Origin of the sequence: Citrobacter sp. CK189 (assembly GCF_030333505.1) — a bacterium.
GTDB lineage: Bacteria > Pseudomonadota > Gammaproteobacteria > Enterobacterales > Enterobacteriaceae > Citrobacter_B > Citrobacter_B koseri.
Genome location: NZ_JAOWFV010000039.1, coordinates 320,593 through 340,530 on the forward strand (window position 1 = coordinate 320,593; position 19,938 = coordinate 340,530).

At 54.6% G+C, this 19,938-nt stretch carries 24 protein-coding genes; 7 read left to right on the forward strand and 17 right to left on the reverse strand.

What is annotated here, in order from left to right; translation table 11 throughout:
• Window positions 1–66: 66 nt before the first annotated feature.
• From OGV83_RS17205 to mutY, 4 genes are all read right to left on the reverse strand, one after another.
• Entirely contained in the window at window positions 67–1,323 is a 1,257-nt protein-coding gene (locus OGV83_RS17205) for a nucleoside permease (RefSeq protein ID WP_049010794.1), read from the reverse strand.
• Window positions 1,324–1,534: 211 nt separating this feature from the next.
• The gene (mltC, locus tag OGV83_RS17210; protein WP_024130939.1) at window positions 1,535–2,617 is read right to left on the reverse strand and encodes a membrane-bound lytic murein transglycosylase MltC; all 1,083 of its coding nucleotides are present in this window, start codon (window positions 2,615–2,617) and stop codon (window positions 1,535–1,537) included.
• A 97-nt stretch (window positions 2,618–2,714) separates the two neighbouring features.
• A complete protein-coding gene (locus OGV83_RS17215; RefSeq protein ID WP_012135077.1) occupies window positions 2,715–2,990 on the reverse strand; it encodes an oxidative damage protection protein in 276 nt (91 codons plus the stop codon).
• A gap of 28 nt (window positions 2,991–3,018) precedes the next feature.
• Window positions 3,019–4,071: an A/G-specific adenine glycosylase gene (gene mutY, locus OGV83_RS17220; protein WP_286464149.1), complete on the reverse strand. Its 1,053-nt coding sequence runs from the start codon at window positions 4,069–4,071 to the stop codon at window positions 3,019–3,021.
• 161 nt (window positions 4,072–4,232) lie between these two features.
• On the opposite strand from mutY, the gene trmB reads away from it, so the two are divergent.
• The 4 genes from trmB (at window position 4,233) to ansB (ending at window position 7,279) form a co-directional block, all read left to right on the forward strand.
• Window positions 4,233–4,952 carry a tRNA (guanosine(46)-N7)-methyltransferase TrmB gene (gene trmB, locus OGV83_RS17225; RefSeq protein ID WP_024130937.1) on the forward strand — a complete coding sequence of 240 codons (720 nt, stop codon included), beginning with the start codon at window positions 4,233–4,235 and terminating at the stop codon, window positions 4,950–4,952.
• A complete protein-coding gene (locus OGV83_RS17230) occupies window positions 4,952–5,278 on the forward strand; it encodes a YggL family protein (protein WP_012135074.1) in 327 nt (108 codons plus the stop codon). Before trmB ends, OGV83_RS17230 begins: the two co-directional genes overlap by 1 nt.
• Before the next feature lie 52 nt (window positions 5,279–5,330).
• Window positions 5,331–6,050 carry a YggN family protein gene (locus tag OGV83_RS17235; RefSeq protein WP_012135073.1) on the forward strand — a complete coding sequence of 240 codons (720 nt, stop codon included), beginning with the start codon at window positions 5,331–5,333 and terminating at the stop codon, window positions 6,048–6,050.
• Between the two features lie 182 nt (window positions 6,051–6,232).
• Window positions 6,233–7,279, forward strand: a complete 1,047-nt coding sequence (gene ansB / locus OGV83_RS17240; RefSeq protein ID WP_286464151.1) for an L-asparaginase 2 — start codon at window positions 6,233–6,235, stop codon at window positions 7,277–7,279.
• A 118-nt stretch (window positions 7,280–7,397) separates the two neighbouring features.
• Here ansB and hemW read toward each other — a convergent pair whose 3' ends face one another.
• The 5 genes from hemW to OGV83_RS17265 are packed head-to-tail and all read right to left on the reverse strand — an operon-like array spanning window position 7,398 to window position 10,704.
• Entirely contained in the window at window positions 7,398–8,534 is a 1,137-nt protein-coding gene (hemW, locus tag OGV83_RS17245) for a radical SAM family heme chaperone HemW (RefSeq protein ID WP_286464153.1), read from the reverse strand.
• Window positions 8,527–9,120: an XTP/dITP diphosphatase gene (locus OGV83_RS17250; RefSeq protein ID WP_286464156.1), complete on the reverse strand. Its 594-nt coding sequence runs from the start codon at window positions 9,118–9,120 to the stop codon at window positions 8,527–8,529. Before OGV83_RS17250 ends, hemW begins: the two co-directional genes overlap by 8 nt.
• 7 nt (window positions 9,121–9,127) lie before the next feature.
• Window positions 9,128–9,418, reverse strand: coding sequence for a DUF167 family protein YggU (gene yggU, locus OGV83_RS17255; RefSeq protein WP_012135069.1), 291 nt, complete (start codon window positions 9,416–9,418; stop codon window positions 9,128–9,130).
• Entirely contained in the window at window positions 9,415–9,981 is a 567-nt protein-coding gene (locus OGV83_RS17260) for a YggT family protein (RefSeq protein ID WP_012135068.1), read from the reverse strand. Before OGV83_RS17260 ends, yggU begins: the two co-directional genes overlap by 4 nt.
• Window positions 9,982–9,999: 18 nt before the next feature.
• Window positions 10,000–10,704 carry a YggS family pyridoxal phosphate-dependent enzyme gene (locus tag OGV83_RS17265; protein WP_049010785.1) on the reverse strand — a complete coding sequence of 235 codons (705 nt, stop codon included), beginning with the start codon at window positions 10,702–10,704 and terminating at the stop codon, window positions 10,000–10,002.
• 17 nt (window positions 10,705–10,721) lie between these two features.
• On the opposite strand from OGV83_RS17265, the gene OGV83_RS17270 reads away from it, so the two are divergent.
• The gene (locus OGV83_RS17270; RefSeq protein WP_071257863.1) at window positions 10,722–11,702 is read left to right on the forward strand and encodes a type IV pilus twitching motility protein PilT; all 981 of its coding nucleotides are present in this window, start codon (window positions 10,722–10,724) and stop codon (window positions 11,700–11,702) included.
• A gap of 100 nt (window positions 11,703–11,802) precedes the next feature.
• On the opposite strand, the gene ruvX is transcribed toward OGV83_RS17270, so the two are convergent.
• The 8 genes from ruvX to metK form a co-directional block, all read right to left on the reverse strand.
• Window positions 11,803–12,219 (reverse strand): Holliday junction resolvase RuvX, encoded by a 417-nt coding sequence (gene ruvX, locus OGV83_RS17275; RefSeq protein WP_114848321.1) that lies wholly within the window; start codon window positions 12,217–12,219, stop codon window positions 11,803–11,805.
• Entirely contained in the window at window positions 12,219–12,782 is a 564-nt protein-coding gene (locus OGV83_RS17280; protein WP_012135063.1) for a YqgE/AlgH family protein, read from the reverse strand. The genes ruvX and OGV83_RS17280 overlap by 1 nt, the downstream gene beginning before the upstream one ends.
• Window positions 12,783–12,958: 176 nt before the next feature.
• A complete protein-coding gene (gene gshB, locus OGV83_RS17285; protein WP_012135062.1) occupies window positions 12,959–13,906 on the reverse strand; it encodes a glutathione synthase in 948 nt (315 codons plus the stop codon).
• A 12-nt stretch (window positions 13,907–13,918) separates the two neighbouring features.
• On the reverse strand, window positions 13,919–14,650 hold the full coding sequence (gene rsmE, locus OGV83_RS17290; RefSeq protein WP_049010798.1) for a 16S rRNA (uracil(1498)-N(3))-methyltransferase: 732 nt from the start codon (window positions 14,648–14,650) through the stop codon (window positions 13,919–13,921).
• A gap of 77 nt (window positions 14,651–14,727) precedes the next feature.
• Window positions 14,728–15,435 carry a deoxyribonuclease I gene (gene endA, locus OGV83_RS17295; protein WP_012135060.1) on the reverse strand — a complete coding sequence of 236 codons (708 nt, stop codon included), beginning with the start codon at window positions 15,433–15,435 and terminating at the stop codon, window positions 14,728–14,730.
• 94 nt (window positions 15,436–15,529) lie between these two features.
• A complete protein-coding gene (locus OGV83_RS17300) occupies window positions 15,530–16,027 on the reverse strand; it encodes a SprT family zinc-dependent metalloprotease (protein ID WP_058668076.1) in 498 nt (165 codons plus the stop codon).
• Window positions 16,028–16,185: 158 nt separating this feature from the next.
• Window positions 16,186–17,580 (reverse strand): galactose/proton symporter, encoded by a 1,395-nt coding sequence (gene galP / locus OGV83_RS17305; RefSeq protein WP_012135058.1) that lies wholly within the window; start codon window positions 17,578–17,580, stop codon window positions 16,186–16,188.
• 417 nt (window positions 17,581–17,997) lie between these two features.
• Window positions 17,998–19,152 carry a methionine adenosyltransferase gene (metK, locus tag OGV83_RS17310; RefSeq protein WP_012135057.1) on the reverse strand — a complete coding sequence of 385 codons (1,155 nt, stop codon included), beginning with the start codon at window positions 19,150–19,152 and terminating at the stop codon, window positions 17,998–18,000.
• 415 nt (window positions 19,153–19,567) lie between these two features.
• Between metK and yqgG the strand changes: the two genes are divergently transcribed.
• Together yqgG and yqgB are read left to right on the forward strand one after the other, a co-directional pair.
• Window positions 19,568–19,705 (forward strand): small protein YqgG, encoded by a 138-nt coding sequence (gene yqgG, locus OGV83_RS17315; RefSeq protein WP_269475138.1) that lies wholly within the window; start codon window positions 19,568–19,570, stop codon window positions 19,703–19,705.
• A gap of 97 nt (window positions 19,706–19,802) precedes the next feature.
• Window positions 19,803–19,934, forward strand: coding sequence for an acid stress response protein YqgB (yqgB, locus tag OGV83_RS17320; RefSeq protein WP_047463939.1), 132 nt, complete (start codon window positions 19,803–19,805; stop codon window positions 19,932–19,934).
• The last annotated feature ends 4 nt before the right edge of the window (window positions 19,935–19,938 follow it).

Below are 19,938 nucleotides of genomic sequence, written 5' to 3' on the forward strand. Positions count from 1 at the left end.
GTTATCCGGCCTACGGGGCGACTCCCTTGTAGGCCGGATAAGCATTAGCGCCATCCGGCGTAAAGATTAATGCGCGATAGTCTGCGCGCCTGCCGGAACGCGAACGTGTTTGTATTTAAACAGTGCCACGAACGCAAAGGCCAGAACCAGAGAGTAGCCTGCGAAAATCAGCCACACGGTCTGCCAGTCGGTAATGCCGTTCAGGGTGTAGTGTTCCACCACTTTACCGCTCACGACGCCGCCAAGGATACAACCGAAGCCGTTAGTCATCATCAGGAACATGCCCTGCGCACTGGCGCGGATTTCAGGGCGTACCTCTTTTTCCACAAACACCGAACCGGAGATGTTGAAGAAGTCGAAGGCGCAGCCGTAAACAATCATCGACAGAACCAGCAGCACGGTACCGAACGGCGTTGGGTCGCCATAAGCGAACAGGCCAAAGCGCAGCATCCAGGCCACAATACTGATCAGCATGACGTTCTTAATACCGTAACGGCTTAAGAAGAACGGAATGGTCAGAATGAACAGCGTCTCGGAAATCTGCGAAATCGACATCATGACCGAGGCATGCTGCACGATAAAGCTGCTGGCGAACAGCGGATCTTTATCAAAGCTGTGCAGGAAGGTGTTACCGAACATATTGGTAATTTGCAGCTCGGCGCCCAGCATCATGGAGAAGATAAAGAAAATCGCCATGCGTTTGTTTTTGAACAGCGCGAAAGCATCCAGCCCCAGCATTGAAGTCCAGCTCTGGTTCTTCTGCTGTCTGGCAACCGGAATGTGCGGCAGCGTAAGCGTAAACAGTACCAGAATGACGGAAAGCGCCGCGCCGATGTACAGCTGCATATGGCTCAGTTCAAAGCCAGAGAAGCTTACGCCCCACATCGCCATAATAAAGCCGATGGTGCCCCAGATACGAATAGGCGGGAAGTCGGTGACGATGTCCATCCCTGCGGATTGCAGGCGGTAGTAGGAGATGGTGTTGATCAACCCTAACGTTGGCATATAGGCCAGCGAGTTAAGCAAGATCACAAAGAACATGGCGCCTGGCGTGGTCACTTCGGCAGCCATGAACAATGTTGCAGCGCCAACGACGTGGCAAATGGCGTATACCCATTTCGCACTCAACCATTTGTCGGCCACAATCCCTAACAGCGTGGGCATAAAGACGGCGGCAATCCCCAGCGAGCTATACACAGCACCGATGGATGCACCGTCGAATTTAAGGGTGACAAACATATATGAGCCGAGGGTGGTAAGCCAGCTTCCCCACAGGCAGAACTGCAGAAAGGAGAGGACTTTCAGCTGCAGCTTAAGATTCATGTTAATTTCCTCACACCATATAGCGGATGGATGTTTTAAAAGGCACATTTGCCGTTGCAATATGATGTGATTCTATCAATGAAGAAAGGGTATTTTTTGTTACCTGTGACAAATATTTGCAAACAATTTCTAATTGCAAAGCAAAAGAGTGATGGAGTTAACACTTTTCGGCCTTCCCGCCCCAGTGCGATCGGGGGCGGGAACGGCGAGATTACTTCCGACGATAGGATTTCTGGGTGGCATTGACCTTATACAGATAGCGACGCGATTCCGCAGAAGGATGTCGCGTGGTTAATGTCTGGTACACATCGCCCGGGGACATACTGTTGATAATGTTTGCCGCCTGAACCTTATCGTTAGAGAAAACGCGCAACACGCTGCCTGCACCGCCGTTATAAGCGGTGATCACCGCGTAACGACGCGATGTCGGATTATCAATGCCGCCTAAATAGACATTGTTGAGCATCGCCAGATAAGCGGTGCCTGTATCAATGTTGCTGGCAGGATCGAACAGGAAACTGCGGCCTGGCGTGCCCGATTTCCCCTGTGAACGGAATACGTCCTTCCCGGCGGTGTGCTGTACCACCTGCATCAGCCCCAGCGCGTCGGACCGGCTGACCGCATACGGGTTGAAAGAGGACTCGGTTTGCATAATCGCCAGAATCAGCGACTCATCGACGCCGTATTTGCGTGCGGCCTGGCGAACCATGCCAACATATTTATGCGCACGTTTATCCAGGTGGTTCGGCACCAGATTGATCGTCACGCTGTAGATGATGCGCAGACCGTTACTGCGACTCTTAAGACGCGTTTTCAGCAGATAGTCAGCGAAGTTGGTTGCGCGTCCCTCCCAGCGAATGGGTTGCCCGGTATTATCGACCACCTGACCATACAGGAACGGCTCTCTGGAGATCTGAATATCATCGACGTCCGAGTAGAGGTCGACCGAACCGGGATCGTCGCCCATTAACAGCGTCTTGATGATCGCGCGACGCAGGTGCGCGGCGGGCTCTGTTCCGGCAATGGTTTCGACGGTGATGGTACCGTCGTCAAAGTTGATATGGCTGCGGGTCTGATACTGGTCAGTGTACTTCACGTAGTCCTTCGGACCCGCGATCAACACTTCCTTGAACCCCCACAGATTCTCAATGTTATGGGCAAACTGCCCCATCAGAATATCAAAACCGTTGGTATCCTTGACCCAGGCTTCGTTATAGGTATCGCCTTTTTTGGTCGAACTGGAGCAGGAGATGAGCAACGGCGCAACAAGAGCAAGCGCGAAAAATTTTTTCATCATTCCGGGAGTGCGTGTTGTGTTTGTTGTTGTATCGTTTTGCCGGATGGCGGTGCAAGCACCTTATCCGGCCTACGAGATTGCCAGCAAGAGATGCTTATTTTTTCTCTTCCGGCGTATAGCCTTCAATATGCACGTCTTTCCCTTCAAACAGGAAGTTGATCATCTCCTGCTCCAGCAGTTTGCGGTGCTCGACGTTCATCATGTTGAGTTTCTTTTCGTTGATCAGCATGGTTTGCTTATGCTGCCACTGCGCCCACGCTTCTTTAGAGATCTCGTTGTAGATGCGTTTCCCCAGTTCGCCCGGGTACAGCTGAAAATCCTGGCCTTCCGCTTCACGTTGCAGGAAAGTACAAAAAATGGTTCTGCTCATAAAAAATCCTCTTTATCGACCGGGGTGCTCAAACCGGCGCGCCGGTACGTAACTGCTGTAACAAACGCTCCACGGGGGCCGCCAGTCCGACCGACGGCGGTTGCGCTAAGTTATACCAGAGCGCGTTGCCTTCATCCATGCACACGGTGAATGAAGACACGGGAAGCCACATAGGCACAATATCTAAGTGGAAATGGCTAAACGTGTGGCGAAAAGCATTAAGTTGACTGAGATTATCGGTCTGAATATGCCGTTGCGCCAGCCACTGACGCAAGCCATCTTCATCCTCAAACTGAGGAAAACAGTATAATCCGCCCCATAAGCCGCTCGGCGGACGCTGCGCCAGAAACACCTCGTCATTATGCTGCAACAGCAAAAAATAGCCTGTACGCTCCGGCAGCGTCTGTTTTGGCTTCTTGCCGGGGTACAGCGACCAGCTCTCGTTCGCGGCGGCAACGCAGCCATTCTGGAGCGGACACAGCGAACATTTCGGCCTGGAGCGCGTACACACCATAGCGCCTAAATCCATCATCGCCTGGTTAAAACGCGCCACGCCGTTGGCAGGCGTAACCTGTTCGCTCAGATCCCACAGCCGTTTCTCAACCTCTTTTTTCCCCGGCCAGCCGCTGACAGCATAGCAGCGTGCCAGCACGCGTTTAACATTGCCGTCGAGAATCGGAAAATGTTTATCCAAAGAGAGCGAGAGAACCGCGCCGGCGGTGGAGCGGCCTACGCCGGGCAGGGCGGCGACCTCGTCGAACGTTTCCGGGAACCGGCCGCCGTGCAGCGTCGCCACCTGTTGCGCCGCCTTATGCAGATTGCGCGCGCGGGCGTAGTAGCCGAGGCCCGTCCACAAATGCAGAACCTCATCCAGCGGCGCGTTGGCTAAATCCGTCACCGTTGGAAAGTGCGACATAAAACGTTCGAAATAGGGGATAACTGTCGCAACCTGCGTCTGTTGCAACATCACTTCCGAGAGCCATACTTTGTAGGGCGTCTTGTCAATTTGCCAGGGCAGGGTTTTCCGCCCGTATTTATCGTACCAGCCCAAAACCTGAGCCGAAAATTGAGACGCTTGCATGGTCACCGCTTTAAAATTGCTGGGGGCAAGATTGCAGCACAGAGGCAACGAGGTGTAAACCGGAACTTTCCTGTGATCACTCTCTTCCTTTACTTGCATCCGGCAACTAACTTTGGATAATGCCCGTTTTCGGAACTCAATCACAAGCAGACTTAACTTTTATGAAGAACGACGTCATTTCACCGGAATTTGATGAAAACGGCCGCCCGTTGCGCCGAATTCGTAGCTTTGTTCGTCGCCAGGGGCGACTGACGAAAGGGCAGGAACACGCGCTGGAAAACTACTGGCCGGTGATGGGCGTTGAATTCAGCGAAGAACCGGTGGATTTCGCCACGCTGTTTGGCCGCGACGCGCCGGTTACGCTTGAGATTGGTTTTGGTATGGGCGCCTCGCTGGTGGCGATGGCGAAAGCCCGCCCGGAACAAAATTTCCTCGGTATTGAAGTGCATTCGCCTGGCGTCGGCGCATGTCTGGCGTCTGCGCACGAAGAAGGCGTCGGGAACCTGCGTGTGATGTGTCATGACGCGGTTGAAGTGCTGCATAAAATGATTCCTGACAATTCTTTATCGATGGTTCAGCTCTTTTTCCCTGACCCGTGGCATAAAGCGCGTCATAATAAACGCCGTATCGTTCAGGTTCCGTTTGCCGAACTGGTGAAAAGCAAACTGAAGCTGGGCGGTGTGTTCCATATGGCGACCGACTGGGAAGCCTATGCGGAGCATATGCTGGAAGTGATGTCCTCCATCGACGGGTACAAAAACCTGTCAGAGAGTAACGATTATGTACCGCGCCCGGAATCGCGCCCGGTAACCAAATTTGAACAACGTGGTCATCGTCTTGGCCACGGCGTATGGGACTTAATGTTCGAGAGGGTGAAATAATGGCAAAGAACCGTAGTCGTCGTCTGCGTAAAAAAATGCATATCGACGAATTCCAGGAATTAGGGTTTTCGGTTGCATGGCGTTTCCCGGAAGGCACTTCTGAAGAGCAGGTTGATAAAATTGTCGATGACTTTATCAATGACGTTATTGAGCCAAATAAACTGGCGTTTGACGGCAGCGGTTATCTGTCTTGGGAAGGGCTGATCTGCATGCAGGAAATCGGCAAATGCACCGAAGAACATCAGGCGATTGTGCGTAAGTGGCTGGAAGAACACAAACTTGAAGACGTGCGCACCAGCGAACTTTTCGACGTTTGGTGGGACTAATAAAGCATACGGGGCCAGCATTTGCTGGCCCGATTTGTCTTGAGGGAAAGTTATGATGCGCAAAACGCTGCTGGCGGCAGTTCTTTCGTTGACGGCGATGGCCGCACACGCAGATTATCAATGCAGCGTCACTCCGCGTGACGATGTGATTCTCAGCCCGCAAACGGTTCAGGTAAAAGGTGAAAACGGCAACCTGGTGATCGCGCCGGACGGCAATGTGATGTTTAACGGCAAACAGTACACCCTTAGCGCCGCGCAGCGCGAACAGGCGAAAGATTACCAGGCGGAATTGCGCAGCGCGCTGCCGTGGATCGATGAGGGCGCCAGAAGCCGCGTCGAGAAAGGCCGCGTGGCGCTGGATAAAATCATCGCGCAGGAAGTGGGCGAAAGCAGCAATATGCGTGGTCGATTGACCAAACTTGATGCGCAACTGAAAGAGCAGATGAACCGCATCATTGAGCATCGTACTGACGGCCTGACCTTCCACTACAAGGCGATTGATCAGGTGCGCGCCGACGGCCAGCAACTGGTGAATCAGGCGATGGGCGGCATTTTGCAGGACAGCATTAACGAAATGGGCGCGAAAGCGGTGCTTAAAGGCGGCGGTAATCCGTTGCAGGGCGTGCTGGGTAGCCTCGGTGGTCTGCAAACGTCGATTCAGAACGAATGGAAGAATCAGGAAAAAGACTTCCAGCAGTTCGGCAAAGATGTGTGCAGTCGCGTTGTGACGCTGGAAGACAGCCGCAAAGCGCTGGTGAGCAGCCTGAAATAAAACTCTTGTCTATGGCACAGCGCCTGCTGTGCCGTTTTATGTTGTCATACCCCGCCGTTTTGATATCCATCTCTAAAAACCACAAACGTAAAAAGATATTTATCTGGTTAATTGGAAGACGTCACATTATTCATCTTCGACATTGGGATAATGCGTCAAATTCACGTAACTGGAGAAATAACATGGAGTTTTTCAGGAAAACGGTACTCGCCGCTCTGGTAATGGGTTGCAGCGGCGCGGCGCTGGCTTTGCCGAATGTCACTATTCTGGCGACCGGGGGAACCATTGCCGGTGGCGGTGACTCCGCGACAAAATCAAATTATACGGCGGGTAAAGTTGGCGTCGAAAGCCTGGTGGACGCGGTGCCTCAGTTAAAGGATATCGCAGTTGTAAAAGGTGAGCAGGTCGTCAATATCGGTTCGCAGGATATGAACGATGAAGTCTGGTTAACGCTGGCGAAGAAAATCAACACCGACTGCGATAACACCGACGGCTTCGTGATCACCCACGGTACCGATACGATGGAAGAGACGGCTTATTTCCTCGACCTGACCGTCAAGTGTAATAAACCGGTAGTGCTGGTCGGGGCGATGCGTCCGTCCACGTCAATGAGCGCCGACGGCCCGTTCAACCTCTATAACGCCGTGGTCACTGCGGCGGATAAAGCGTCCGCGAATCGCGGCGTACTGGTGGTGATGAACGACACTGTGCTGGACGGCCGTGACGTCACCAAGACTAATACCACCGATGTCGCCACCTTCAAGTCTGTGAATTACGGGCCGCTGGGCTACATTCACAACGGTAACATCGATTATCAGCGTACGCCAGCGCGCAAGCACACCACTTCCACGCCGTTTGACGTTTCTAAGCTGACTGAACTGCCGAAAGTCGGGATTATTTATAACTACGCGAATGCGTCCGATCTGCCGGCGAAAGCGCTGGTGGATGCGGGGTACGAAGGGATTGTGAGCGCGGGCGTGGGTAACGGCAACCTGTACAAAACGGTTTTCGATACGCTGGCGACTGCTGCGCATAAAGGCACGGTTGTCGTGCGTTCTTCTCGTGTACCGACTGGCGCCACCACGCAGGATGCTGAAGTCGATGACGCGAAATACGGGTTTGTCGCTTCCGGTTCGTTGAACCCGCAAAAAGCGCGCGTGCTGTTGCAACTGGCGCTGACGCAAACCAAAGATCCGCAACAGATCCAGACGATGTTTAATCAGTATTAATCGGTGAAGGTGGCTGCGCTTATCGCCCTAACCCTGTAGGCCTGATCAGCGCAGCGCCATCAGGCAATTTGCCGGATGGCGGCTCAAGGCCTTATCCGGCCTACATCTTCACCCGCCATCACTCCGCCAGAAACAGCTCCAGCAGGGAGTTTAAAAACAGCTTGCCGTGTTGGGTAATCTGCCAGTGCTGCTCGCATTCGGTGAGATACCCCTGGGCGATGGCCTTGTCGAGCTGCTCACGAATTACCGCTTCGGCAAGCCCGGTATACTGCGTAAACTCCGCCCGGGGAGCCGCTTCCAGTAACCGAAAACGGTTCATAAAGAACTCAAACGGCTTGTCGGCCTGTTCGACATCACGCTGGCTTTCCAGATAGCGCCCCTGCATATAACCGCGCGGGTGACGCGTTTTGGTGGTGCGCAGGATGCGCCCGTCCGGGAAGGTCACTTTACCGTGTGCGCCGCAGCCAATTCCGAGATAATCGCCAAAGCGCCAGTAGTTCAGATTGTGCTGACACTGATAACCCGGCCTGGCATACGCGGAGGTTTCGTACTGCTGATAACCCGCCGCCGTCAGCAACTGGTGGCCTTGCTCGAAGATATCCCACAGTGCGTCATCGTCTGGCAATACCGGCGGGCGTGAGCCGAACAGCGTGTTAGGTTCGATAGTCAACTGATACCACGACAGATGCGGCGGATTGAGCGCGATAGCCTGGCGCAGGTCGCCCAGCGCCTCTTCCAGCGTTTGATCCGGCAGGCCGTGCATCAGGTCCAGGTTGAAGCTGCGCAGCCCCAGACTGCTCGCCAGATTCGCTGCCCGTTTCGCCTCTTCCGGGCCGTGAATGCGCCCGAGGCGTTTTAGCTTCGGTTCACTAAAACTCTGCACGCCGATGGAGATACGGTTTACCCCGGCGCGTTGGTAATCAACGAAACGGTCGGCCTCTACCGTCCCCGGATTCGCCTCCATCGTGATTTCTGCATCCGCCGCCAGCGGCAGGCGCGCCCGCACGCCGTCCAGCAGCGTTTGCATTGCCGGGCCTGAGAGCAGGCTCGGCGTACCGCCGCCAATAAAAATGGTCTTTACTTCGCGTCCCTGCGCATATGCCACGTTGGTATCGAGATCGCTCAGCAGGTGCTGAACATAATCATCGTGCGGCACTTCGCCTTTCAGCGCATGCGAGTTGAAATCGCAGTACGGGCATTTCTGCACGCACCACGGGATGTGAATATAAAGACTCAGCGGCGGCAGCTTAACCATTGCGTAAGGCGTCCAGCAGCAGCTTCAGCGCCTGCCCACGGTGGGAGATCGCGCTTTTTTCTTCACGGGTTAACTCAGCTGCCGTTTTACCTTCAGACGGAACAAAGAAAATAGGGTCATAGCCGAAACCGCCATTGCCCGCCGCTTCGCGGGTAATCATTCCTGGCCAGCTTCCGTGGCACACCAGCGGCGTCGGGTCTTCTGCATGGCGCATGTAGACCAGCACGCAGTGGAAACGCGCCTGGCGCTTCTCATCCGGCACCTCCTGCAGGGTATGCAGCAGTTTTTCCAGATTACGCTGGTCGGTGGCGTCTTCGCCGGAATAACGGGCGGAGTAAATACCCGGCGCGCCGCCCAGCGCATCAACGGCCAGGCCGGAGTCGTCGGCAATGGCGGACAGACCGGTAGCTTTTGCGGCATGACGCGCTTTCAGGATCGCATTTTCAATGAACGTCAGACCGGTCTCTTCGGCTGAATCAACGCCCAGTTCGGTTTGCGCGATGACATCAAGCCCAAAATCGCTCAACAGTGAGGCAAGCTCACGCACTTTACCGGCATTGCCGGTAGCGAGGACAACTTTTTGCATAGGATACCTAATCAGTTAACGCCGCGATTTCTGGCGGGATCTGTTGCGGATGAATGATTTTAACCTGTTTGTGGCGGCCCAGTTCGCCCTTTTCAATGACGACCTGGCTTTTTGCCACGCGGAATTGTTTGCCAAGAAACTTCACCAGATGGCTGTTGGCCTGGCCATCAACCGGCGGGGCGGTAATGGCGACTTTCACTTCGTCGCCATGTAAACCCACAATACTGTCACGGCTGGCTTTCGGCTGAATATAGAGCCGTAAAATCAGACCGTCAGCGCAGGGGGTAACGGCACTCATAGCGCCATCCACAGCCCCGGCAGCAGCATATTGCCCGTCGCCTGTAAGACTTCAGCGATGCCCATGTTGATAACATACAGCAGCAGAACCAGGATCATCGGCGAGAAGTCGATGCCGCCCATCGAAGGGAGCAGACGGCGAATCGGGCGCAGCAAAGGGTCCGCCAGTTGAAGCAGAACGTATTCAATCGGGCTGCGGCCCTGGCTCACCCAGCTCATGATCGCCATCACCAGCAGTACCCAGAAAATCAGCAGGCCGATGGTTTTCAGGACGATAAGTATGGCGGCGATCCAGATAATCGGCTGGAACGTCACGACCATGAAAAGCACTATCGCTTTGATAAAGCTCAGAATAAATGCCAACAGCATGGAGGCGCTATCAATCGGCCCCATTGGCGGAATAATACGACGCAGCGGCCCGATAATGGGTTGAGTCGCTTTCACCACAAATTGTGAGAAAGGGTTGTAAAAATCACAGCGAGCCCACTGCATCCATACGCGCAACAATAGCACCATGGTATACAGTTCAATTACCGTTGAGAGCAGGAAGGTCAACGTCTTCATGGCGTTCCTCAGTTTTCCTTAATTTTTTGTGTAATCACGCGCACCAAAAATAGCGGTGCCGATGCGCACCATCGTGCTACCTGCCGCAATTGCGGCGTCCATATCATCCGACATACCCAGAGAAAGGGTATCAACGCCAGGATAGCGCGTTTTCAGCCCGGCAAATGCTACAGCCATTTGGCGTGCAACTTCAAACTGCCTTACATAATCTGACTCAGGGGCGGGGATCGCCATCAGTCCGCGCAGCCTGATACCGGGAAGCTCAACCACGCTTGCCGCCAGAGCGTCCAGTTCCGTAAGCGGAATCCCGGACTTGCTGTTCTCATCGCTGATATTAATTTGAATCAGCACGTTCAGCGGCGGCAGACCTGCCGGGCGCTGTTCGCTCAGGCGGGCGGCGATACGCAGACGATCGATCGTATGGCACCAGTCAAAATGCTCTGCCACCAGACGACTTTTGTTGGACTGCAAGGGGCCAATAAAGTGCCATTGCAGCCCTTCGACGCCGCTTTCTTTGAAGTGGCGAATTTTCTCTACCCCTTCCTGAACATAGTTTTCGCCAAACGCCCGCTGCCCGACCGCGATGGCTTCTGCGATGGCGCTCGCAGGCTTGGTTTTACTCACTGCAAGCAGCGTAACTTCTTCTGAAGACCGCCCGCAACGCGTCGCGGCGGCTGAGATTTTGTCCCGGACATGTGCCAGGTTATGCGCGATATCGTTCATTTTCCGAGGATGTTCGTATGGATATGGAAGAAATAGTGGCCCTTAGTGTAAAGCATAACGTCTCGGATCTACACCTGTGCAACGCATGGCCTGCGCGCTGGCGTAAACGGGGAAAAGTGGAAATAGCCCCGTTTAGCAGCCCGAATGTCGAGGTTTTGCTGTCACAATGGCTTAACGACGCGCAGCGCCGGGCGTGGCAGGCGGATGGTCAGCTCGACTTTGCGGTGTCGCTGCCGGGCGAACTGCGGTTACGCGCCAGCGCTTTTCATCATGAGCAGGGCGCATCGCTGGCGCTGCGGTTGCTGCCCACTACGTGCCCGCAACTGGACGCGCTCCAGACACCTGCCGCGCTACCCGCGCTCCTTGGCGGCGAGAACGGACTGATTCTGGTGACCGGGGCGACGGGAAGCGGGAAATCCACCACGCTGGCGGCAATGGTGGAATACCTCAACCAGCATCTCGATGGTCATATTCTGACGCTGGAAGATCCTATTGAGTACCGCCATACCAGCCAGCGCTGCCTGATTCAGCAGCGGGAGGTTGGCGTACACTGCCGCTCCTTTGCCGCCGGGTTACGCGCTGCGCTGCGTGAAGACCCGGATGTGATTTTATTAGGCGAACTGCGCGACAGTGAGACCATTCGCCTGGCGCTGACGGCGGCGGAAACGGGGCATCTGGTACTGGCGACGCTACATACGCGCGGCGCGGCACAGGCGGTAGAGCGGCTGGTCGACTCCTTTCCGGCGCAGGAGAAAGATCCGGTACGCAGTCAACTTGCGGGCAGCCTGCGCGCCGTGTTGTCGCAGAAGCTGGAAACCGACAGGCAGGACGGACGCGTGGCGTTATTCGAACTGCTCATCAACACGCCAGCGGTTGGCAATCTTATTCGGGAGGGGAAAATCCACCAGTTGCCCGGCGTTATTCAGACCAGCCAACAGGCGGGGATGCAGACGTTTGCCCAGAGTCTGCAACAGCGGCAGGCGCAGGGCAGGCTTTAGCGAACGGTTGTGCCGGATGGCGGCCGATGGCCTTATCCGGCCTACACGCGTGCCCGTAGCCCGTAGGCCTGATAAGCGAAGCGCCATCAGGCAATTCGCTTCAGTAACCCTGCTCGAAATAGCTTTCGAGGATGATGACGGCCGAGGCGGAATCCACCTTGCCTTTGTTGAGTGCGCGATAACCGCCTTGTTCAAACAGGCCAGAGCGCGCTTCTACGGTGCTGAGGCGTTCGTCATGCAGCGTAACCGATACGCCAAAACGGCCATGAATGCGGTTGGCGAACTTGCGGGCGCGAGCGGTGAGGGGCTGCTCTGTGCCATCCATATTGAGCGGTAGCCCGACAATAATTTCATCCGGCTGCCACTCTTTCAGCAAACGCTCGATAATGTTCCAGTCTGGCGTTCCGTCCTGCGCTTTTATCGCTGGCAGCGCGCGGGCGGTGCCGGTGATGCGCTGTCCTATCGCTACGCCGATACTTTTGGTGCCGAAATCAAATGCGAGTAAGGTTCCGCTCATCAGGCATGCCCCGCCACGCCAGGCATGGTCAGAATATCAATTCCGATTAATTTGGCTGCGTCGCGCCAGCGGTCGGCAATCGGCGTTTTGAACAGAATATTGAGATCGGCAGGGGCCGTGAGCCAGGCATTATCCATCAGCTCTTGCTCCAGTTGACCTTTATCCCATGATGAATAACCCAGCGCCACCAGTACCTCAGAGGGTTGCTCCGGTGTGCCTAACGTCTCCAGCACGTCGCGGGACGTGGTGATCACCGTATTGTCAGAAATACGAATACTGGACGAAAAGCGGGAGGGCGGAGTATGTAAAATAAATCCCCGATCTTCCGCCAGCGGCCCGCCGAGCATTACGGCTTTATCCAGACGAATCGCCGGATCGCGCGGTTCAGGCGTAATCTTCAGTTTTTCCAGAATCCCTTCAATCTGTAGATTTTCCAGAGGCTTATTAATGATAATCCCCATTGCGCCATCTTCATTGTGTTCGCAAATGTACACCACGGAGCGGCGGAAAATTGGGTCCTGGAGAGCAGGCATGGCAATAAGAAAGTGATGCTGTAAATTCATTGTCAGAGGTTCTGTATCCGGGTTCAAAAAAGCAACAGCGTCCAGTATGTGGGGAAAGCGCGAAGATGTCACCCTCTGAAAATAGCTTTGCCGGATGGCAGTTTCGTCTTATCCGGCCTGTGGGGTGAAATTCCAGGCCGGATAAGACGCGAAGGCGTCGTCATCCGGTAACTAATTTACTTCTGCAAACGCGCCTCAATGGCATCCATCAGCATTCCGGTAATCGAAACCGGGAACTCCGCTTCAATTTCACGAATACAGGTTGGGCTGGTGACGTTAATTTCGGTAAGACGATCGCCGATGATATCCAGACCCACAAAAATCAGCCCTTTCGCTTTCAGGGTTGGGCCAATGCGGCGGGCGATTTCCCAGTCGCTGTCGGTAAGCGGGCGCGGTTCGCCGCGACCACCGGCCGCCAGGTTGCCACGGGTCTCGCCGCCCTGCGGAATCCGCGCCAGGCAGTACGGAACGGGTTCGCCGTCAACAACCAGCACGCGTTTGTCGCCGTCTTTAATGGCAGGCAGGTAGTTCTGCGCCATGCAATAGCGGGTGCCATGCTCGGTCAGCGTTTCGGCGATCACGCCGAGGTTGGGGTCGCCTTCCTTCACACGGAAGATAGACGCGCCGCCCATGCCGTCCAGCGGCTTGAGAATGATGTCGCTGTGCTTCTGCCAGAAGGCTTTCAGCTGCGCTTTGTTGCGCGTGACCAGTGTTTCCGGCGTCAGGTCGGAGAACCAGGCGGTGAACAGTTTTTCGTTGCAGTCACGCAGGCTCTGGGGCTTATTGACGATCAGCGCGCCTTTCTCTTCCGCGCGCTCCAGAATATAAGTGGCGTAGATAAATTCGGTATCGAACGGCGGATCTTTACGCATCAGGATGACGTCCAGATCGGCCAGCGGCAGATCCTGCTCGTCGTTGAACGTATACCAGTTGTCATAGTTCTGCTCTACGCTCAGGGTACGCGTGCGGGCGCGAGCCTCACCGTTGATCAAATACAGATCGGCCATCTCCATGTAATGAAGTTCGTAGCCACGACGTTGTGCTTCCAGCAGCATAGCGAAGCTGGAATCTTTCTTGATGTTGATGCTTGCGATGGGGTCCATCACGATGCCGAGCTTGATCATTGTTCTTCTCCGTTAGCCCAGATCGCCAAAACGCACCTGTAGCGCGGTAATGGCGGTGAGCGCAGTTGTCTCAGTACGCAGAACGCGAGGTCCTAACAGGATATCAGTAAACTGGTAGCGGGCGGTCATGGCGATTTCATCTGCCGACAAACCGCCTTCCGGGCCAATCAACAGGCGTACGCGCTCCACGGGGAGCGGCAGGGTGTTGATACTGGCGCTGGCGCGCGGGTGAAGGTTCAGTTTCAGCCCCTCGTCCTGCTCGGCGCACCAGGCTTCCAGATCCATTGCCGGGCGAATTTCCGGCACCCGGTTACGACCGCACTGTTCGCAGGCGGCAATAGCGATTTTTTGCCACTGCTGGCGCTTCTTGTTCAGACGTTCGCTGTCCAGTTTAACGCCGCAGCGCTCAGAAAAAAGTGGCGTAATGAGGCTTACACCCAGTTCGATCGATTTCTGGATAGTGAATTCCATTTTTTCGCCGCGCGACATCACCTGGCCGAGGTGAATATGCAGCGGGGATTCACGATCGTCGAGGGTGCCGCTGAGCACTTTTACATCGACGCTTTTTTTGCTGGCGTTGGTTATCTCGGCGTCAAACACCTGATTGCTGCCGTCAAACAGCTGGAGCGCCTGGCCTGGCCCCATACGCAGCACGCGTCCGATATGGTTGGCGGCGTCTTCACACAGGGAGAACTGGCTGCCGGATGTGATGGGTTCAGGGTGATAAATGCGGGGAATGCGCATAATAGAAAAATCCGCGTCATCTCCCCACGCCATCTGATCGCGTGGGGCTGGGTTAAAAATATTCCCGCTAGTGTAGGTTAGCTCTTTTGCGCCTGGCAAGCGCGTTGCACGTATGGATTGTGGTTCCCTTGTACCCTGGCGATGCGTTCGTCGCGCTCGCACTCCCAGTCCGTGACCGGATACAGCTTGTTCCAGGCGTTGAAAAGCTGCGTTTGCTGACGGGAGAGCGTCAGATTGTACTGATCGCGCATATAAAAGTAGGTACGGGCGATTGCACCACGGGCGCGAGCAGGCGGTTCGGCGATTTTTTCCTTGAAATTGACCTTCATGGCGCACTGGCCGTACTGACCTTCGCCGCCATTCCACTGGCTGTACATGAAGTTGCCGCGATCGCCATTCACCTCGCCGACGGCGGGTTGCAGATTGTGCATGTCGCTCTCCATCTTGCGGTAGACAGGATCTTTCGCACAGTTTTTTCGCCCGCCGTCCTGCCAGCACTGACGCTGGTGGCCGAACTGCCAGGCGGGTACGACGTGTTCCCATTCAATGCGGCTGGCGCGGTTTTCATTTTTTCGGACTTTATAGCCGCAGGAGGCGAGATCCACGACGCCTTTTTTACCCTGCCAGTTAATTTTACACCCGCAGTAGAAATCGCCGGGAACATCGGCATTGACTTTTACCCCGGCGGTTTTGGCCTGAGAAAAACTGTTGATGCCTGTAGCCAGCACCTGCCCTGAGAGCATCATCGCCAACAACGCTGCGGCAAAAGAGAAATTACGGTACATCACGAACTCCGTGTCAAAACGAGCCCGCAACGTAGCGAAAGTTGTTCTTGTATGCAATCAGGCAGATCAGAAAAGTTCCTGATTATTCTGGCGATTATTCAGCAACAAGCGGTTCGCCGCAGTGAACGCAGCGGTAGGTGGCTTCACCGCGTACGATGCGATTATGGCGGCGCACGGTGAGCTGATGCTGCTGGCATTTACAGCGGTAGGTAAAGGTATTGCGGCGAACGGATTGCAGTTCAAACTGATGCGTGCGTCTGGCAGGGACGCCCAGTACGCTTTCCATCATCCATTTCCACTCTTTGCCGTGCGGCGCAACCCGGCCAAAATGTTTCCAGACCAGCAAATGCGCCAGTTCGTGCGGCACCACTTCATTGACGAACGCGTCGACGTTTTCCATCAATAGCACAGGATTGAGACGGATTTCGTAAGTTTGTAGCCATGCTGTTCCCGCGGCAGTTCCACGTTGTTGATAAACCAGCCTGGGTTCCGGGTAATGACGTTCCAGTTTGAGATTGGCCTGGGCGAGTTTTTCCCGCAGGCTGCGCATAACGGCTTGCTGGACAGCGATAGGGAGACGGGAGGTTTTCATAACGACAGAGGATAATGGGAGGTGATGGAGACTGCAAGGGGGACGCTTCACCCCGCTAAGTTTTGCCGGATGGCGGCCGACAAACCGCGCTGCGTTCAACTGAGTGCAGTAGGCCCGATAAGCTTGCGCCATCGGGCACTTACCGCTAATTATCAGCGTTAGTCGTGAGCGCCGATTTCGCGCAGCTTACGGCCTTTCATCAGGTTACGCTCAATGTGTTCCAGAGAGACGTGTTTGGTTTCAGGAACCAGCCAGATGGTCAGGATGATGAAGAACAGGTTCAGACCGGCATAGACCCAGAAGGTGTTTGCGTTGCCCAGCGTGTTGAGCATGGTCAGGAACGTTGCGCCGACGATCATATTGGCGATCCAGTTGGTGGCGGTAGAGCAGGTGATACCGAAATCGCGGCCTTTCAGCGGCTGAATTTCAGAGCACAGTACCCAAATCAGTGGGCCGGCGCTCATCGCGAACCCGATGATAAACATCAGCAGCATGGCGATAGCGAAGTATTGCGCTGACGGCGAGTGAATGCCGATATGCATCATGGTGCCGAGAGTGCCCATGCCGATAGCCATGACCAGGAAGCCCAGCGTCAGCGTTGGTTTACGCCCCCAGCGGTCTACCAGACCGATAGCGATAAAGGTGGCCAGCACGTTCGTCAGACCAACGATAACGGTGCCCCACATCTGCTCGGTGGTATTGGTATAACCTGCCAGTTCAAAGATTTTCGGCGCGTAGTACATGATGACGTTCATCCCGGTGAACTGTTGCATCACCTGCAAAAGCACCCCGAGGAACACCGCGCGACGGAAGTTGCTGTTCTCTTTAAACAGCGCCCAGCCGCTCTGTTTTACTTGCAGACTTTCACGGATCTCATCCAGCTCGCGTTTGGCTTCTGCGCTGGTATCACGCAGGCGCAGCAGTACGCGTTCGGCATCAATAAAGCGACGTTTCGCCGCGAACCAGCGCGGGCTGTCCGGCAGGAAGAACACGCCGATCAGCAGCAGAATGGCCGGAATGATGATCACGCCCAGCATCCAGCGCCATGCGCCGCTGTAGCTGAACGCGGTATCAGACAGATAGGCGCCAAGAATACCGATGGTGATCATCAACTGGTACATGGAGATCATACTGCCGCGAATTTTCTCCGGCGCGATCTCAGACAGGTACAACGGGGCGGTGTAGGACGCGACGCCAACGGCCAGGCCTAACAGAACGCGGGAAACGATCAGCACCTCAACGTTAGGCGCGGCGGCGGAAAACAGCGAACCGGCCACAAACAGGATCGCGCCGATCATCAGGCTTTTCTTACGACCTAATTTGAAGGAGAGCCAGCCGCTGCCGACGGCACCGACGGCGGCGCCGAACATCATCGAACTGACCACCCACTCCTGAGTGTGCGCGGTAATCTGGAATTCGTCAGTGATGAAGGGTAAAGCACCGGCGATAACGCCGATATCCAGGCCAAAAAGTAATCCTGCCAGGGCTGCAAGAAAGCAGACAAAAAATGTCATGGCCTTGTTTGAACGCCCCTGTTTTTTATTGTCAGGCATGATGCCTCCGGTTGGGTTGCCAGTTTTGTTGATGCTAAGGGTAGGTGAGTGGCCCGCAAAAATATGTGATTAGAATCACGTTAGTGTAATCGTTTACACTAACATTTGATCGTTAAAGTAATTAATACTTTGAAAACATAGAGGTAAGTGAGGTGGTTTGTATCGCGAATGCGCACATTTAAGACTTAACTGAAAAAAATGTAACGTCAGAAGAAAAACGATCATGCAAAAGGATTATTTTCAACGCATTGCTTATGGAATGGAGGGTAAGCGGTTTCATTAATCGCCGGGTGACGGCTACGCCAAAACGACAGAACCCGTAGGCCCGTGCAAGCGAAGCGCCGCCGGGCAAAAGATGCGCGCACAAATACAAAAGGCCAGCACGAGGCTGGCCTTAAAAAAAGCAACGTCAGTAAATTACTTCAGACCTGCGGCATCACGCAGCAGCTGCGCTTTGTCGGTTTTTTCCCACGGGAAATGTTCGCGGCCAAAGTGACCGTATGCAGCGGTTTCTTTGTAGATCGGGTGCAGCAGATCCAGCATCTGAATCAGGCCGTACGGACGCAGGTCGAAGAACTCGCGTACCAGCAGGGTCAGCTGTTCAGAAGGCACTTTTTCAGTACCGAAGGTTTCAACCATGATAGAGGTTGGTTCAGCCACGCCGATAGCGTAAGAAACCTGAATCTCACAACGGTCAGCCAGACCTGCGGCAACGATGTTTTTCGCAACATAACGCGCGGCGTAGGCTGCGGAACGGTCAACCTTAGACGGGTCCTTACCGGAGAATGCGCCGCCGCCGTGACGCGCCATACCGCCGTAGGTATCCACGATAATCTTACGACCTGTCAGACCGCAGTCGCCCATCGGGCCGCCGATAACAAAACGACCGGTTGGGTTGATGAAGAATTTCGTCGACGCGTTCAGCCATTCTGACGGCAGGATCGGCTTGATGATCTCTTCCATCACCGCTTCCTGAAGCGATTTCTGGTCAATTTCTTCAGCGTGCTGAGTAGACAGCACTACCGCGTCGATGCCGACAATTTTGCCGTCGTCATACTGGAAAGTGACCTGGCTTTTCGCATCCGGGCGCAGCCACGGCAGCGTGCCGTTTTTACGCACTTCAGCCTGACGCTGTACCAGACGGTGCGCGTAGGTGATCGGCGCTGGCATCAGCACGTCAGTTTCATTGGTCGCGTAACCAAACATCAGGCCCTGGTCGCCCGCGCCCTGTTCCAGCGGATCGGCACGGTCAACGCCCTGGTTGATATCCGGGGACTGTTTGCCGATAGCGCTCAGCACGGCGCAAGAGTTGGCGTCAAAGCCCATGTCGGAATGCACATAGCCGATCTCACGGACCGTGTTACGGGTGATCTCTTCGATATCAACCCATGCGCTGGTCGTGATCTCACCGCCAACTAAAACCATACCGGTTTTAACGTAGGTTTCGCATGCGACGCGCGCTTTCGGATCCTGTTCCAGGATCGCATCCAGCACGGCATCAGAGATTTGGTCAGCAATTTTGTCAGGATGCCCTTCTGATACGGACTCGGACGTAAAAAGGTGTTTTGCCATGTTTTATTTCACCTAAGGAGAATTTGGTTAGCTCAAACTGTTGTGTGGAATAGCCAAAGCAGAGGATTCTACCAAGGCTTGCAGGTTGATGACACTGGCAGTCTGAGTGTTAATCAGTATGGATGGATTAACATCTGGATGGCTATTTTAGGTCACTTCTTCACCCGATTTCCAGTTTTTTTTGAATCAACTCCCGTTGCGTTGAAAACACGACTGGAAATTTTTCAGGACACTGCTGGCAATGTGCGCATTTATGCTTTGCATTTTTCCCCTCTTGTCGGTATAAAACGCGGCGCGCGGCTCATACTAAAAAGCACACGACGGATTCTTCGTGTCGCCACTTCCAGCCGGGCTAAAACGTTGCTTTGGCTTAGAGGCTTGTCTTACGGGGCGGCCGTGGAGGTGATACGAGATAATGAACCGTTGTATTCTGCTGAATCTGTCGCACCGTTCTGGTGTGCGCATGTCCCCCGCAATCTGCATCTCTGCTTTGCATACCTGCCGATGTTATACCCATCTCGGCGCTTCTCAGGACTCCAGAGCCGGTCGGTAACGGAAGACTGAACAAGGGCGCTCTTGTTGAAACAAGAGTTTTCTCGTGGTTTCGCCGAACCGTCATACTTAAGTTCGGTTACGTGTTTTACAATGATATGAAAAAGAAACCGGTCGCGCAGGCGGAGCGTCAGCACTATCTGCTGGAAAATACGTCTGTTTATGGGTTGTTATCGCGTCTACGGATTGCGATAGTAGTCAACTGTTTTACACTTGTTAATAAAATTTGAGGTT